Below are 14,526 nucleotides of genomic sequence, written 5' to 3' on the forward strand. Positions count from 1 at the left end.
AACCGATCCCGGTCACTATGGCGGTTTTCATCGCCTACCGTCCCGCTCGCGCCTTGGCGAAGTCGATCCAGCGCTGGGGAATGCGGTCCCCTACGAGGGCGGCACCGCGTTCCACGCGTTCGGGCGCCAGCAGCGCCGCGCCCGAACGCAGCAGGCCCGGGGCGAGCCGGTGCAGTCCGTACATCAGCCACGACTCCGGCCGCACAGGCACGACGCCCCAGTTGTGCCGTGCCGCACGGACTATGCCGCGCGCGATGTAGTCCGGCGAGGTGAGCAGCGGGCCGTATTTCTCGGCGAGCGCGCCGAGCACGCCGCGCAGTTCGTCCTTGTTCGACTCGTCGAGTCCGTCGATGTCGGCGACCAGCCGACCATTGCTCAGCAGCTTGGTGCCGCCCACCATGCCGGGGCAGATCACCGTCACGCCAACGCCTTTCGGGGCGAGCTCGCTGCGCAGGCATTCGCTGAACATCCGTACCGCGGCCTTGGAGGTGCAGTAGGAGGGTGTCATCGCCAAGGGGATGTAACCCAGTCCGGAGGAAATATTGACAATCTGGCCGCTGCCGCGTTCCGCCATGAGCGGGGCGAAGGCCCGGCAGCCGTTGACCACGCCGTCCAGATTCACGGCCAGTTGCCGGTCCCAGTCGGCCTTGGTGTGGTCGAGAAACCCGCCCGCGATACCGAATCCGGCATTGTTCACGAGAAGGTCGGGCACACCGTGGTTTTCGGCGACCTGAGCGGCCAATTCCTGCCAGGCATCATCGTCGGTGACGTCGAGGACGTACACCTCCGCGCGACCGTGCCGGGCGCGAATCATGTCCGCGGTGGCCTGTGCGGTCGCACCGTCGATATCGGTGACGATCACGGTCGCACCCATACCCGCGTAGCGCAGGGCGGTGGCGCGGCCGATCCCGCTGCCCGCGCCGGTGATCAGGGCCAGACGCGGGTCGGAATTGGTTGCAGTGAACATCAGAGTGCCGCCCCCACAGTAGATTTCGTAATGTTCGGGGCGGTCTTACCGGCCGAGTAGTGGTAGACGTCGTGCGGGAAGAATCGGCTCTGCCACCACATGGTTGCGTGGGATTCCGGCCGGATCAGCGCCACATCGCCCTGGTAGTTGATGTAGTAGGTGTTCGAGCCCGAACACAGGTCGACGTATCCGATCCGGTCCACCTTGTCGCGGCACTTGCGGGTATAGGCGTCGTGCGCTTCCCGCGTCACCTCGCAGACTTGCGCACCGCGGCGCATCGTCTCCTTGATCGCGCGGGCGGTGTGCGCGGCGGTCGCTTCCACGAAGCAGTGGTAGGAACTCGGCGCGTACCCGTAGGGGCCGACGATGGTGAACAGATTCGGGAATTCGGGAACACTGACACCCTGGTAGGAGGAGAAACGGTTCTCGTGCCAGAACCGGCCCAGCTCGAGGCCGCCGCGCCCGAAGGTCGGGAACGCGGGGGTGGTGCCCTCACCCATGACCGCGAAGCCGGTGGCACAGACGATGGCGTCGAAATCGCGGGCGGTGCCGTTGCGTGTGGTCAGCCCGGTCTCGGTGCCCCGGTCGATGAGATCGGTCTCGAGCGTGACGTTCGGGCGGGTGAACGTCTTGAAGTACGTGTTCGACATCGATGGGCGTTTGCAGCCGAAAGGGTAATCCGGGGTGAGCTTTTCGCGCAGCTCGGGATCGGGGATCTGAGTGCGCATCCACACGCGCAGCGCGGCCTCGGCGACCTTGAGCGCCGGTAGCGCCCGCTGCCCGGCAATGAGCGCACCACCGGTTCCCGCAGAGACACCCACACCGACCGCCGCACGCACCGGAGCGCGAAACAGCTTGTTGCGCAGGAGCGCCTGGGTCAACGGCCCGGCTTTCCAGTCCGGTTTCGGCGCGATCCAGATGGCGCGGCGCTGAAAGACCGTCAAATGGTCAACTGCGTCGGCGATCGTCGGAATGAGCTGCAGCGCAGACGCTCCCGTGCCGATCACCGCGACCCGCTTACCGGTCAGGTCGTAGTCGTGGTCCCACTGCGAGGTGTGCATGACCTTGCCGGTGAACGATTCCAGCCCCGGGATATCGGGCAGCTTCGGTACCTCGATGCCGCCCAACGCAGGCACCAGGAACCGCGCCGTGTACACGTCGCCCCTGTCGGTGGACACCCGCCAAAGACTGTTCGCCTCATCCCATTCGGCCTCGGTCACCGCGGTACCCAGCCGCACCTTGTCGCGCAGGCCGTGCCGGTCCACCACCTCGTTGGCGTAGCGCTTCAGGTCCGCGCCCGGCGCGAACACCCGCGACCAGTCCGAGCGCTGATCGAAGGAGAAGCTGTAGACCATCGACGGAATGTCCACCTGCACACCGGGATACGAGTTGGCGTGCCAGGTCCCGCCGACGCCGTCGTGCTTGTCGATCATCACGAACTCGGTGACACCGATCCGCTGCAGCGCCACCGCCGCCGCGATGCCACCGAATCCGCATCCGACGATCACCGCCTGAAAGTCCGGCTCCGTGAGGGTCTTTGCGGCGGCCTTGCGCGCGCTCGAACGGGCCATGATCCGTCTCCATCCACATCGTCGCTGATGCATCTCCGCTTCGAGATCCAGCGGGTAAGAGAACCGTATAGCGGCGCTATATGAAAAGCAAGTGGTGTCTGGGACGGTTGCCGCATGGCAAACTTACCGATACATACCGCCTAGCGAGAAGGACGATCCGACCAGTGAGGTCAGCCCGAGCCCAGAGCCAGGCGCAGACACAGGAAGCCGTACTCGACGCCGCCGAGGAACTCTTCCTGACCCAGGGCTTCAACCGAACGACCATGGCCCAGATCGCCACTCGCGTCGGCCGATCCCAGGGCTCGATCTACGGCAACTTCCCCGGCAAGGAAGCCCTGTGCCAAGCCGTGCTGGAACGCCACTACGCGCGCACGTTCACCGAGATCCTCACCATGGGCACCGGCCCCGACACCACCGTCGAGGACCGCATCGGCGCGGTGACGACCTGGTGGCGGCAGCTGGGAAGCGACGACCGGCTCACCATCCTGCTCGCCGAATACACCCTGGCCGCCCGCCACAAACCCGAACGCCTCGCCGAACAGGTGACCCTGCTGACGGTCGTCCGGCAGATGCTCCACGCATTCGCTGCCGAGCTGGCCACCCCGGCAGCCGACGACACCGACCCCCTCGTCGACGAGGCCACCATGGGCGTACTCGCGACCGGAACGGGCCTGGCCATCGCCCACGCCATCGGCATGGTCGACATCGACCTGTCCGCAAAGATTCTCAACGAGACGATGCACCAGTGGGCGAATCGCCTGCGATCGCGCTAACCGGCGAATCCCCTGCCCAGGGCTCGTAGTGCGAGATCCAAGTAGGCGGTGAGGTCGCCGTCCGGGTCGATGACCCAGCGGTCGAAGGCGGCACGGCAGACTGCGAGGGTGGCGCGGCCGATTGCCAAGGGGTACAGGGCATCTGCCGGCTCACCCAATTTGCGGGCGGCGAATTCGCTGACGGTTCGTTCCCAGGCGTCGTAGTGGGGGCCGGTGGCGGCCTGGGCGCCGGGGGCCGTGCCGAGCAGGTGCATGCGGGCACGTAGTTGGGGGGCGTCCTGTGCGAGATAGACGTTGGCGGCCACTACGACCTGGCGGATGGCGTCCATGAGGTCGACGTCGTCGGGCACCTGGGTGAATGCCTCGCGCAGGCGCGCTACTTCGCCGTCGAACTGGTACCAGAGCACGGCGGATTTGGATTCGAAGTAGCGGAAGAACGTGCGGCGGCTGATTCCGGCCTCGGCGGCGATCTCTTCGACGGTCGTCTCGTCGAAGCCCTGTTCGGCGAACAGGCGGATCGCGATCAGCTCTACGGCGCGGGCCGTCGTGCCCGGCGGTCGGCCGCGGCGCGCCTGTGCGGGGTCCTGCTCGTCGAGGGTCACTGGGAGTCCTTTTCCGGTGGGGGTCTTGATTCTGTCACACGGTGTCGTTAATCTTCGAAACCATATTTGTCACACAGTGTCGAAAATGGCACGGAACTCGAAGGAGTTGACAGTTGATCGACGAATCCAGTTACGGGACAACAGTTCCCAGCAATGAGTCCACCGAGGACGTCATCGTCGAAGAAGTCCTGGTCGAAGAGGTCTCCATCGATGGCATGTGCGGTGTCTACTGACGCCGCGCCGGCGGGGTTCGACCTGGACGGCCGCTGGGGGCTGCACGCCAAGGTGTCGATCCGGCCGGAGCGATTCGGCGCGCTGCTGTATCACTTCGACACCCGGCGGCTGTCGTTCCTGCGCAGCCCCACGCTGCTGCGGGTCGTCGAGCACCTCGGCACCGAGCCCAGCGCCCGTGCGGCCTGCGCCGCCGCCGGTGTCGCACCGCGGCAGCTGAGCGCGTACACCAATGCTCTTGCCGCGCTGGCCGATTCGACGATGATCTGCCCACGATGATGAAAGGCCGACAGCCATGACCTTGGCCGCGGACCCCACCGGATCGCTTGTCGATCACTTCCACTTCGGCCTCACCGCCCCCATCTGCCTGACCTGGGAATTGACCTACGCCTGCAATCTCTCCTGCGTGCACTGTCTTTCCAGCTCGGGGCGGCGGGATCCGCGCGAGCTGAGCACCGCGCAGTGCAAGGCCGTCATCGACGAGCTCGAACGCATGCAGGTCTTCTACGTCAATATCGGCGGCGGCGAACCCACTGTGCGCCAGGACTTCTGGGAGCTGGTCGACTACGCCACGGCACACCACGTCGGAGTGAAGTTCTCCACCAATGGAATCAAGCTCTCGCCGGAGGTGGCGCGGCGCCTCGCGGACAGCGACTACGTCGATGTGCAGATCTCGCTCGACGGCGCTACCGCCGAGGTCAATGACGCGGTGCGCGGACCGGGCTCGTACGCCACCGCATTGCGCGCCATGGGGAATCTCGCCGCTGCCGGATTCCGCGGGTTCAAGATCTCGGTGGTGATGACCAGGCAGAATATCGGCCAGCTCGATGCCTTCAAAGCCCTCGCCGACCGGTTCGACGCGCAATTGCGGATCACCCGCCTGCGGCCGTCGGGCCGAGGCGCGGACGTTTGGGACGAACTGCATCCGACCGCCGATCAGCAGCGGGAACTCTACGACTGGCTGCTCGCGCACGGCGAACAGGTGCTGACCGGAGACTCCTTCTTCCATCTGGCCGGGTACGGCGAAGCACTGCCGGGACTCAACCTGTGCGGCGCGGGTCGAGTGGTCTGCCTGATCGACCCGGTCGGTGACGTGTACGCCTGTCCGTTCGCAATCCACCAGAACTTCCTGGCGGGCAATGTGCTCGATGCCGGTGGCTTCGAAACGGTGTGGCAGAGTTCGGATCTGTTCACCGAACTGCGCGGGCCGCAGACCGGGGGCGCGTGCACCTCGTGCTCGGCCTTCGACGCCTGCCAGGGCGGGTGCATGGCCGCGAAGTTCTTCACCGGGCTGCCCCTGGACGGCCCGGATCCGGAGTGCGTCAAGGGTTTCGGTGTGACCGCATTGTCGATGCCGAGCCTCCCTGATCGGCCGCGGCCGTCGCTGGATCATTCGCACCGAACTCGTAAAAGCGTTCCGGTACAACTCGGTTGGGGACCGCCGGAGCACAGCATCCCGGATCGTGCCTGTGACGAAAGCCCGCTCGCCGGTTTCACCCCGCCCCCAGTTGCGCAGGGCGGCCGGTGATGGCCCGGCTCGCCGCGCTGACGTGGCCGGAAATCGAAGCGCGCGCGGCTGATTCGGTGCTCGCCGTCCCGATCGGATCAACCGAACAGCACGGCCCGCATCTGCCGCTGTCGACCGATACCGATATCGCCGTGGCCCTGTGCGAACGACTCGCCGCCGCCCGTGACGGCGTGCTGGTCGCACCGGCCCTGGCCTACGGCTCGTCCGGTGAGCACGCCGGATTCCCCGGCACCCTCTCGATCGGCCAGGCCGCGGTGGAACTGCTCGTCGTGGAGCTGTGCCGCTCCGCCTTCGACACGTTCGACCGGGTACTGCTGGTCTCCGCGCACGGCGGCAATCACGAGCCCCTCACCCGCGCCATGCGCCTGCTGCGCGCGGAATCGCGTGCGGTGCAACTGTTCTGCCCGAGCTGGGACGGCGACCCGCACGCCGGTCATCACGAGACATCGATGATGCTGGCACTCACCCCCGAGCACGTGCGCATGGAGCGCGCGGTGCCCGGTGATCTGCGCCCGCTCGCCGAGATCATGCCCATGCTCCGCACCGGCGGTGTCCGCGCCGTCACCGACACGGGCATCCTCGGCGACCCCACCCACGCCGACCCGGCGATCGGCCGGCAGTTGCTCGAATCCCTCGGTGCCGCACTCTTGCACGAGTTCACCACCTGGCTGCCCTCGGAGCCATCGTGACCGCCCCGGTGGCGGTGGTCACCGGGGCGGCACGCGGTATCGGCGCGGCCACGGTGCGGGCGCTGATCGCGGACGGCTGGTCGGTGTTGGCCGTCGACTGTGTCACCGACGACCCGGCGTTGCCGTATGCGATGGCAGCACCGGCCGATCTCGCCGAGGTCGTCGCGCAGAGCAGGGTGTTCGGCAGGGACCGAATTCACCCCTACCGCGCGGACGTTCGTGATCCTGATGCCGTCGAGGCCGCAGTCGCCGAGGCGCAGCGCAGGTGGGGCCGGGTCGATGCCGGAATCGCCTGCGCCGGTGTCGTCGCGGGCGGCGTGCCCTTGTGGGAGATGTCGCGAGTCCGCCAGCAGGCGGTGCTCGACATCAATCTGGGCGGAGTGATCACGCTGGCCCGAGCGGTGATTCCGGCCCTGCTCGAGCAGCCCGAACCGCGCTGCGGCCGGTTCCTGGCCGTGGCCTCGGCCGCCGCGACCAGAGGATTGCCCATGCTGGCGGCATACTGCGCGGCGAAAGCGGGTGTCGCGGGACTGATTCGGGCGCTGGCCGTGGAGCTGGGCGGCACCGGAATCACCGCGAACGCGGTCAGTCCGGGATCGACCGACACACCGATCCTCGCCGAGAGCGCCCGCCTCTACGACCTCTCGGGACCCACCGACTTCGCGGCGCAACAGCCACTCGGGCGGCTGTTGGAGCCACGAGAGATCGCCGCCGCGCTGGCCTTTCTGGCCTCCCCCACTGCCAGCGGGATCACCGGTGCGGTGCTCCCCGTCGACGGAGGGCTCGCGCTGTGACTCTCGCACTGCCACAAGGCTTTCGCATCGCGATCGATAGACATACCGTGCAGGTCGATCCCAGCACCCTGCGGGGTGGTTCGCCTGCCAGAGTGCTGCGGCTGTCGTCGGCCGGACGCGTCGCCTGGACCGAATTGCGCAGTGGGCCGGTCTGTTCCGCCGCGGGCGGAGCGTTGGCGCGACGACTCACGGATGCGGGCTTGGCGCATCCCCGGCCCCCGGCACCGACCGCCCGGCCCGAGGTCACGGTGGTCATCCCGGTCAAGGACCGGGCGGACCTACTCGGACGATGCCTGCGCTCACTGGGCGGCAGCCATCCCACCGTGGTGGTCGACGACGGCTCGCGTGATCGAGAGGCGCTGGCGGACATCGCCGCTCAGCACTCCGCCACCCTGCTGCGGCGTCCGCGCTGCGGCGGTCCTGCGGCCGCCCGCAATACCGGCCTGACCGTGGTGGAGACCGACCTGGTCGCCTTCCTCGACAGTGATTGCCTCGCCACGCCGCACTGGCTCGACGAACTGCTCCCCCACTTCGCCGACCCACTGGTGGCGGCCGTCGCGCCACGCATCGTCACGCTCGCCGGGACGAGCTCAGCCGGGCGCTACGGGGAGGTCGCGGGGAGCCTGGACATGGGTGCGGTCGAAGGCCTGGTAGCTCCCGGCACGCGGATCTCCTACCTACCCTCCGCCGCGCTCGTCGTGCGCCGGGATGCCTTGCGCGCCATCGGAGTATTCGACGAGGGCCTGCGCTACGGCGAGGATGTCGACCTGATCTGGCGGCTGCATGAGGCCGGTCTGCGCATCCGGTACGAGCCCGCGGCGCGGGTGTACCACCGGGAGCCGCAGGGCTGGCCGGAGTTGCTGGCGCGGCGCTACCGCTATGGAACGTCGGCAGCCCCACTGGCACAACGACATCCGTCGGCTGCGACTCCACTGGTCGTGCATCGATGGCAGGCGGCGACCGTGCTCCTCGCACTGGCGGGGCATCCCGCTGTGGCCGCACTGACGTTCGGGCTGTCGGCGTTGGACATGAGACGGACGCTGCGCGGGGTCGCGTTGCCGACCACCGACACGCTCACCCACGTCACCTCTGGGCTGTGGCAGACCTGGCTCGGTCTGGGCCGCTTCATGATTCAGTTCGCCGGTCCCCTGCTCGTGGTGCTGCTACTCGCCCGCGCGGGCCGCCCGACGCGACGCCGAGTTCGCCGCGTCTCCGCCGCCTCACTGCTGTTGGGAACGCCGGTGACCACCTACTTCCGGGTGCACCCAAGGCTGGACCCGATTCGATTCGTGCTCGGCCAACTCGCCGACCACACCGCCTACGGCGCCGGGGTCTGGGCGGGTGTACTGCGCCATCGCACCGCTGCCCCGATCACCCCGAAGTTCGCCCGGCGGCCGTCATCTTCATCGAAAGGATCCGAGTAATGGCCAACCCCTGGTTCGAGACGGTGGCCGAGGCGCAACGCCGCGCCGAACGCCGCTTGCCGAAATCGGTCTACGGCGCATTGATCGCCGGTTCAGAAGCCGGAGTGACCTTGCAGGACAACATCGCCGCCTTCGGCGAACTGGGCTTCGCGCCACATCTGGTCGGTCAGACCGCTGACCGTGACCTGTCGACCACGGTCATGGGACAGCGAATCGGCCTGCCCGTCCTGATTTCTCCGGTCGGTGCCCAGGCAATTCACCCCGACGGCGAGGTGGCCGTTGCGCGGGCGGCGGCGGCCCGCGACACCCTGGTGGGGCTCAGTTCGTTCGCGGGGAAGTCGGTGGAGGAGGTCGCCGCCGCGAATCCCCGTACGCTGCTGCAGATCTACTGGTCCGGCAGTAAGGATCAGCTGATCCAGCGCATGGAGCGCGCACGGGACGCCGGTGTCGTCGGGTTGATCGTCACCCTGGATTGGTCGTTCAGTCACGGCCGCGATTGGGGCAGTCCCGCCATCCCGGAGCGGATCAACCTCGAAGCGCTGATCCGTTACGGCCCCCAGGCGCTCACCCATCCACGATGGCTGGCGAGCTTCGTCAGGTCGGGGCGCATCCCGGATCTCACGGTCCCCAATATGGGCGTCCCGGGCCAACCTGCACCGACGTTCTTCGAGGCGTACGGGGAATGGATGCAGACCCCGCCGCCGACCTGGGACGACCTGCGCTGGCTGGTCGAGCAGTGGGGTGGCCCGGTCATGCTCAAGGGCGTCATGCGGGTCGACGACGCCAGGCGCGCGGTCGACACAGGCGCCACCGCTCTCTCCGTTTCCAATCACGGCGGCAACAACCTCGACACCACACCAGCATCCATTCGCGCACTGGCGGCGGTCGCCGAGGCAGTGGGCGATCAGATCGAGGTCGTGCTGGACGGCGGCATCCGCCGGGGCGGTGACGTGGTGAAGGCCCTCGCGCTCGGTGCTCGCGCCGTCATGATCGGCCGCGCGTACCTCTGGGGTCTGGCGGCCGCAGGTCAGCCGGGAGTCGAGAACGTGCTCGACATCCTCAGCGGCGGTATCGATTCCGCGCTGCGCGGTCTCGGCCGCGGCAGCGTACGGGAGTTGACGCGAGCAGACCTGGTCATACCGCCCGGATTCGGGCGAGAACTCACCACATCGACATAAGGATCGACAAACGCATGGCCAGAGCACATTTCGAGGTCGCGATCATCGGGGCCGGACCCGGTGGCATCACCGCCGCCCATTACCTGCAGCGGGCGGGCATCACCGACTTCGTCATCCTGGAGCGGGCCGACGATTTCGGCGGCAGCTGGCGGGACAACTTCTATCCCGGACTCGCCGTCGACGTACCGACCCTGTTCTATCAATTCCCGTTCGCGCGAAAACCGGACTGGTCCAGGCTGTTTCCCGACGGTCCCGAGATTCAGCGGTACAACCGGGATGTCGCGCAGCAACTCGGGCTTTACGCCCACTTCCGTGGCGGTTCCGAAGTACAGCGCGAGGTCTGGGACGAGGCGGACCAAGTCTGGGTGCTGGATATCGCAGGCCGGGAATCGGTGACCGCTCGCTTCGTCATCAACGCAGTGGGCGGCTATATCAACCCCAAACCCACCAAGATACCTGGGACCGCGGAATTCACCGGCACCATACTGCGGCCCAACGCCTGGGATCCCGAATACCGCTGCGCCGGAAAACGAGTCGCGCTGATCGGCACCGGATCGAGTTCGGTGCAGATACTCTCCGCGATCGCCGACGAGGCCGCGAGCGTCGATGTCTATCAGCGGACACCGGCCTGGATCCTGCCCAAGCCGGACGCCGCGCTCTCGCCCCGGGTGCACCGGGTGCTGGCGCTGCCGGGCGTCGTCGCGGCACTCAACGGCACGGTGCTGGCGCTGATGGAATTGCCCTTGCAGCTCATTTGCACTGTGCTGCCCAGACTTCCGCGATCGGTACTCGCGGCGATCCTGCCGCAGTACGACAAGATTTGGCGGGCACTGTATCGACTACTGCTGCGCAGACAAGTTTCGAACCCGGCCGACCGGGCCGCACTCGTCCCCGGTTACGGGATCCTCGCGAAGCGCCCCATCCTCAGCAGCGGCTTCTTCCCGGCACTCGAATCACCCACGGTGTCGCTGATCACCGACCCGATCCAGCAGGTCACCGCCGACGGAATCCGGACCGAGGACGGGGTCGAACGGCCCTACGACCTGATCGTCATGGCCACCGGCTACGAACTGTTCACCGACCCCGAGACTTACCGGCTCGGGCGCATCGTGGGCGAGTCCGGACAGGATCTGGCCGCGGATTACCACCGAAATGGCTTGCGCAGCTACGGCGGTAGCGCGCATCCCGGATTCCCCAACCGATGGTCGCTGGTGGGTCCGCAGGGCTATGTCGGTGTCGCCTGGCACACCTTCATCGACCTGACCGCCCGCCACGCCGTCCGCCTCATCGCCGAAACCACCCGGCGCAACGCCACGGTCGCGCAGGTGCGCCCAGCGGCCTTCGACCGCTGGGTCAGCCGAATGCGCCGCAACGAGAAGCTCATTCGGACCTACACCGTCGACTGCAACCCGGGACTGCGCACCTATTTCGTCAACTCACAGGGCGATGCGCTCTACTACCGTCCCCAAACCATCAGCGGCGCCTGGTGGTTCAGCCGGTATTCACCGCTCGGCGACTACGAATTCGCACGTGACAGCCGAAAGCCCTCCCCCACAACGCAAACCGATCGACACGAGAACGAGGCAAGTGCATGACCGAGAAGACACTGACCGGCAAGGTCGCCTATATCACCGGCGCGGCCCGCGGACAGGGCCGATCCCACGCCCTCGCCCTGGCCGCAGCCGGGGCCGACATCGTCGCCGTCGACGCCTGCGCGAACACGAAATTCAGCGGATACGCGATGGCCGAACCGGAGGATCTCGCGGAGACCGCTCGTCTCGTCGAGGCCGCGGGCGGCAAGGTCCTGACCGCGCAGGTCGATGTCCGCGATCTCGAGGGGCAGCAGCGCGCGGTGGCCGAGGCCGTCGACCGATTCGGGCGGCTCGACATCGTGGTCGCCAATGCGGGCGTGTGCAATTGGGGCCGGCTCTGGGAGATCTCGGCCGAGCAGTTCGCCGAGACCATCGACGTCAATCTGACGGGCGTCTGGAACACCATCAGGGCAACGGTTCCCGCCATGATCGAGGCCGGGAACGGTGGCTCGATCATGACCATCAGCTCGTCGGCCGGGGTCAAGGCACCGCCCGGCTGCGGGCACTACGCCGCGAGCAAGTTCGGCGTGGTGGGCCTGACGAAGTCGCTGGCGATCGAACTCGGCGAATACGGTATCCGGGTCAATACCCTGCTCCCGTACGGAACCAATACCCCGCTCGGGAACGACACCTCGATGTACAAGATGTTCGAGGAGCACCCGGACTACGTCTACAGCTACACCCCGACCCTGCTGAAGACCGACGGGCTCGTAGAGCCGGAAGAGATCTCGGATGTCGTGGTATGGCTGGCGGGGGCCGGAGCCGGGGTCATCACCGGCGCGCAGATTCCGGTCGAGAAGGGTTTCCTCGCCCGATGAAAGTCCCACGCCCGCAGGCGATCCGGAACTTCGACGTGGTGATCGACGGCCAGACCCTGGATCCCGGCCTGCGGCGGGCCATGGCGCTGTTCAGCCTGATGGATCGAAAGCCCATGCACGACATACCTCTTCGCTATTCGAGGGCGGCGATGAACCTCGCCGGCCGCCTGCTCGGTCGCGCGATACCGCAACGCCGGATCGAGGACCTGGAGATCCCCGGCGACGGGGGTCCGATCCCCGCCCGGCGGTACGACCCGAAGACGTCGACCGACTCCGGCGCACTGATCGTGTTCTTCCACGGCGGCGGTTGGACGGTCGGCAGCATCGACGCTTGCGACAACGTGTGCCGCTTCCTCGCCGATCGCTCCGGAATCCCGGTGCTCTCGGTCGGATATCGACTCGCGCCGGAGCATCCGTTCCCCGCCGCGGTTGACGACGCGATGGCGGCCTACCGATTTGCCCGTAGCAACGCCGAGCGACTGGGCGGGCGGCCCGACCGCATCGTCGTCGCGGGCGAGAGCGCGGGCGGCAATCTGGCTGCCGTCATCGCCCAGCAAGCAACCGCCGCAGGCATTCCGCCGGCCTTCCAACTGCTGTTCTGTCCCATCACCGACCTGTCCCGAAAACGCCGCTCCTACAAGCTGTTCTCCGACGGCTACGTACTGACCGAGGCCCACATGGACTGGTTCCGCGACAACTACCTCGCGAACCCGGCCCAAGCCACCGACCCCCGGGCCTCCCCGCTGCTGGCATCCAGCTTCACCGACCTGCCCCCGGCCTACATCGCGGTATCCGGATTCGATCCACTTCGCGACGAAGGAGAAGAGTACGCACACCAACTCCAACAGGCAGGCGTCCCCGCAACTCTGCGCCGCCACGCCACACTGATCCACGGCATCATCTACGCCACCGCCTTCGGCAACTCGGCCCGCATCGTCCTGCTGGATGCCGTCAGCGCGCTACACGTCGCGTTGGCACAGCACGGCGTGCGTCAGCTGTAGCGGCGGCTCACGAAACCGTCGGGGCGGACCAGGACCGTCCCGTACGGCCAGCCGTCCACGATGTGCACCGGAACATCGGCCGCTACCTCGGGATCGGCTGTGAATACGCACCATTGGGATCCGACGAGGTCCAGCGTGGATACCCCGTCGGCCACCCACATGTGCGGGAGGCGGGATCCCGGTGACCCGTCGAGGTTCAGGGCGACGTCTTCGGTGGAGGGCAGTTCCGCGCCGCCGTAGCGGTAGCCGAGATGCACCACTGGCGCGTTGATGGCCCCGGCTGCTTTGCGCGCCTCTTCCCTGTCCTTGCCCCAGTGCAGAGATGGATCGTTGAATCGCAAGCGCGCCTGCTCCATGGTCATGAGGGCCACCGGATGTCGTTCTGCGTGATAGGTCTCCAGCAGTTCGGGTCCGGCCTCACCGCGCAGTACGTGCGCGAGCTTCCATGCCAGATTGTGCGCGTCGGCGATGCCGATGTTCAGCCCGAACGCGCCCAGCGGCGGAATCGCGTGCGCCGCATCGCCGACCAGGAAGACGCGCCCGACGGAGAGCCGATCGGCCACCTGGCCACGCCCCCGGAACTTCTGGACACTGCGGATCTGCACCTCGATCGACGGGTCGCCGAGCGCGGTGCGAAGGAGGTCGGGCGTGGGCTCGGTGTCGACACGGGTGAGGAACACCCACTCGCGTACACCGTCGATGGTCACCAGCAGGCCGGTCGCGTCCGGGTGCTCGATATTGCACATGGCGAACGGCTCACGCGGACGCAGCTCCGCATCGAACAGCACACTCGTCGTCTCCCCGCCCATCGGTCCGGGACCGGTGACACCGATGCCGAGGAGCTGTCGAACCCGGCTGCGCACACCGTCGGCCGCCACCAGGTAGCGCGCTCGCACGGTTCGCCCGTCGGACAGGGTCGCGGTGACGCCGCCGGAATCCTGTTCGAACGAGTCGAGCGCCACGCCGAACTCCACCTCACCGGCCCTGGTGATGGTCACGCGGTCGAGCCGGTTCTGCGCGCAGGTGCCGCGGATCCGGGCCGGTGTGTAGGTCGGCTCGGTTTTCGCTTGCCACTCGGCGCTTTCCGCGAAGTCGGCCTCGGCGAGCGTGCGCCCCCTGATCTTGCCCGCCCGCAGGTCGACCGCGGCCTCGTTGACCGCTTGCTCCAGACCGACTTCGCGCAGAATCTCCACCGACCGCGCCCCGATACCGGTGGCCCTGGGGTGGGGCGAGAGCTCCGACTTCTCCTCGACGACAAGGGATTTGACGCCGTGGTGACGCAACAGCACCGCGAGCATCAACCCGACGGATCCGCCGCCGACGATCAAGACATCAGTGGGAACAGTGTGCCCGTTCAT

General features: G+C 67.3%; 15 protein-coding genes. 11 read left to right on the top strand and 4 right to left on the bottom strand.

All coding sequences use genetic code 11. From position 1 onward, the window contains the following. Positions 1–34: 34 nt before the first annotated feature. Together ACYVN4_RS20930 and ACYVN4_RS20935 are read right to left on the bottom strand one after the other, a co-directional pair. On the bottom strand, positions 35–967 hold the full coding sequence (locus ACYVN4_RS20930; protein WP_460723618.1) for an SDR family NAD(P)-dependent oxidoreductase: 933 nt from the start codon (positions 965–967) through the stop codon (positions 35–37). Continuing rightward, entirely contained in the window at positions 967–2,538 is a 1,572-nt protein-coding gene (locus tag ACYVN4_RS20935; protein WP_460723620.1) for a flavin-containing monooxygenase, read from the bottom strand. Before ACYVN4_RS20935 ends, ACYVN4_RS20930 begins: the two co-directional genes overlap by 1 nt. A 164-nt stretch (positions 2,539–2,702) precedes the next feature. On the opposite strand from ACYVN4_RS20935, the gene ACYVN4_RS20940 reads away from it, so the two are divergent. After that, the gene (locus ACYVN4_RS20940; protein ID WP_460723621.1) at positions 2,703–3,311 is read left to right on the top strand and encodes a TetR/AcrR family transcriptional regulator; all 609 of its coding nucleotides are present in this window, start codon (positions 2,703–2,705) and stop codon (positions 3,309–3,311) included. On the opposite strand, the gene mftR is transcribed toward ACYVN4_RS20940, so the two are convergent. Next, positions 3,308–3,913, bottom strand: a complete 606-nt coding sequence (gene mftR, locus ACYVN4_RS20945) for a mycofactocin system transcriptional regulator (protein ID WP_460723623.1) — start codon at positions 3,911–3,913, stop codon at positions 3,308–3,310. The genes ACYVN4_RS20940 and mftR overlap by 4 nt on opposite strands. 116 nt (positions 3,914–4,029) lie before the next feature. Between mftR and mftA the strand changes: the two genes are divergently transcribed. From mftA to ACYVN4_RS20995, 10 genes are read left to right on the top strand one after another with little or no spacing between them, the layout of a single operon-like run. After that, positions 4,030–4,146, top strand: a complete 117-nt coding sequence (mftA, locus tag ACYVN4_RS20950; protein WP_460724054.1) for a mycofactocin precursor MftA — start codon at positions 4,030–4,032, stop codon at positions 4,144–4,146. Then, positions 4,124–4,423 (top strand): mycofactocin biosynthesis chaperone MftB, encoded by a 300-nt coding sequence (gene mftB / locus ACYVN4_RS20955; RefSeq protein ID WP_460723625.1) that lies wholly within the window; start codon positions 4,124–4,126, stop codon positions 4,421–4,423. The genes mftA and mftB overlap by 23 nt, the downstream gene beginning before the upstream one ends. A 16-nt stretch (positions 4,424–4,439) precedes the next feature. Beyond that, positions 4,440–5,672, top strand: coding sequence for a mycofactocin radical SAM maturase (gene mftC, locus ACYVN4_RS20960; RefSeq protein WP_460723626.1), 1,233 nt, complete (start codon positions 4,440–4,442; stop codon positions 5,670–5,672). Next, positions 5,672–6,361: a mycofactocin biosynthesis peptidyl-dipeptidase MftE gene (mftE, locus tag ACYVN4_RS20965; RefSeq protein ID WP_460723628.1), complete on the top strand. Its 690-nt coding sequence runs from the start codon at positions 5,672–5,674 to the stop codon at positions 6,359–6,361. Before mftC ends, mftE begins: the two co-directional genes overlap by 1 nt. Then, on the top strand, positions 6,358–7,155 hold the full coding sequence (locus tag ACYVN4_RS20970) for a mycofactocin-coupled SDR family oxidoreductase (protein ID WP_460723630.1): 798 nt from the start codon (positions 6,358–6,360) through the stop codon (positions 7,153–7,155). Before mftE ends, ACYVN4_RS20970 begins: the two co-directional genes overlap by 4 nt. Beyond that, positions 7,152–8,579 carry a mycofactocin biosynthesis glycosyltransferase MftF gene (mftF, locus tag ACYVN4_RS20975; protein WP_460723632.1) on the top strand — a complete coding sequence of 476 codons (1,428 nt, stop codon included), beginning with the start codon at positions 7,152–7,154 and terminating at the stop codon, positions 8,577–8,579. The genes ACYVN4_RS20970 and mftF overlap by 4 nt, the downstream gene beginning before the upstream one ends. Then, positions 8,579–9,757: a pre-mycofactocin synthase MftD gene (gene mftD, locus ACYVN4_RS20980; protein ID WP_460723634.1), complete on the top strand. Its 1,179-nt coding sequence runs from the start codon at positions 8,579–8,581 to the stop codon at positions 9,755–9,757. Before mftF ends, mftD begins: the two co-directional genes overlap by 1 nt. A gap of 14 nt (positions 9,758–9,771) precedes the next feature. Further along, positions 9,772–11,352 (top strand): flavin-containing monooxygenase, encoded by a 1,581-nt coding sequence (locus ACYVN4_RS20985; RefSeq protein WP_460723636.1) that lies wholly within the window; start codon positions 9,772–9,774, stop codon positions 11,350–11,352. Then, entirely contained in the window at positions 11,349–12,167 is an 819-nt protein-coding gene (locus ACYVN4_RS20990) for a mycofactocin-coupled SDR family oxidoreductase (protein ID WP_460723637.1), read from the top strand. The genes ACYVN4_RS20985 and ACYVN4_RS20990 overlap by 4 nt, the downstream gene beginning before the upstream one ends. Continuing rightward, positions 12,164–13,168 (top strand): alpha/beta hydrolase, encoded by a 1,005-nt coding sequence (locus ACYVN4_RS20995; RefSeq protein ID WP_460723639.1) that lies wholly within the window; start codon positions 12,164–12,166, stop codon positions 13,166–13,168. The genes ACYVN4_RS20990 and ACYVN4_RS20995 overlap by 4 nt, the downstream gene beginning before the upstream one ends. Here the strand turns inward: ACYVN4_RS20995 and ACYVN4_RS21000 are convergent. Beyond that, positions 13,159–14,526: an FAD-dependent monooxygenase gene (locus tag ACYVN4_RS21000; RefSeq protein ID WP_460723641.1), complete on the bottom strand. Its 1,368-nt coding sequence runs from the start codon at positions 14,524–14,526 to the stop codon at positions 13,159–13,161. The genes ACYVN4_RS20995 and ACYVN4_RS21000 overlap by 10 nt on opposite strands.

Source organism: Nocardia heshunensis, assembly GCF_054782115.1.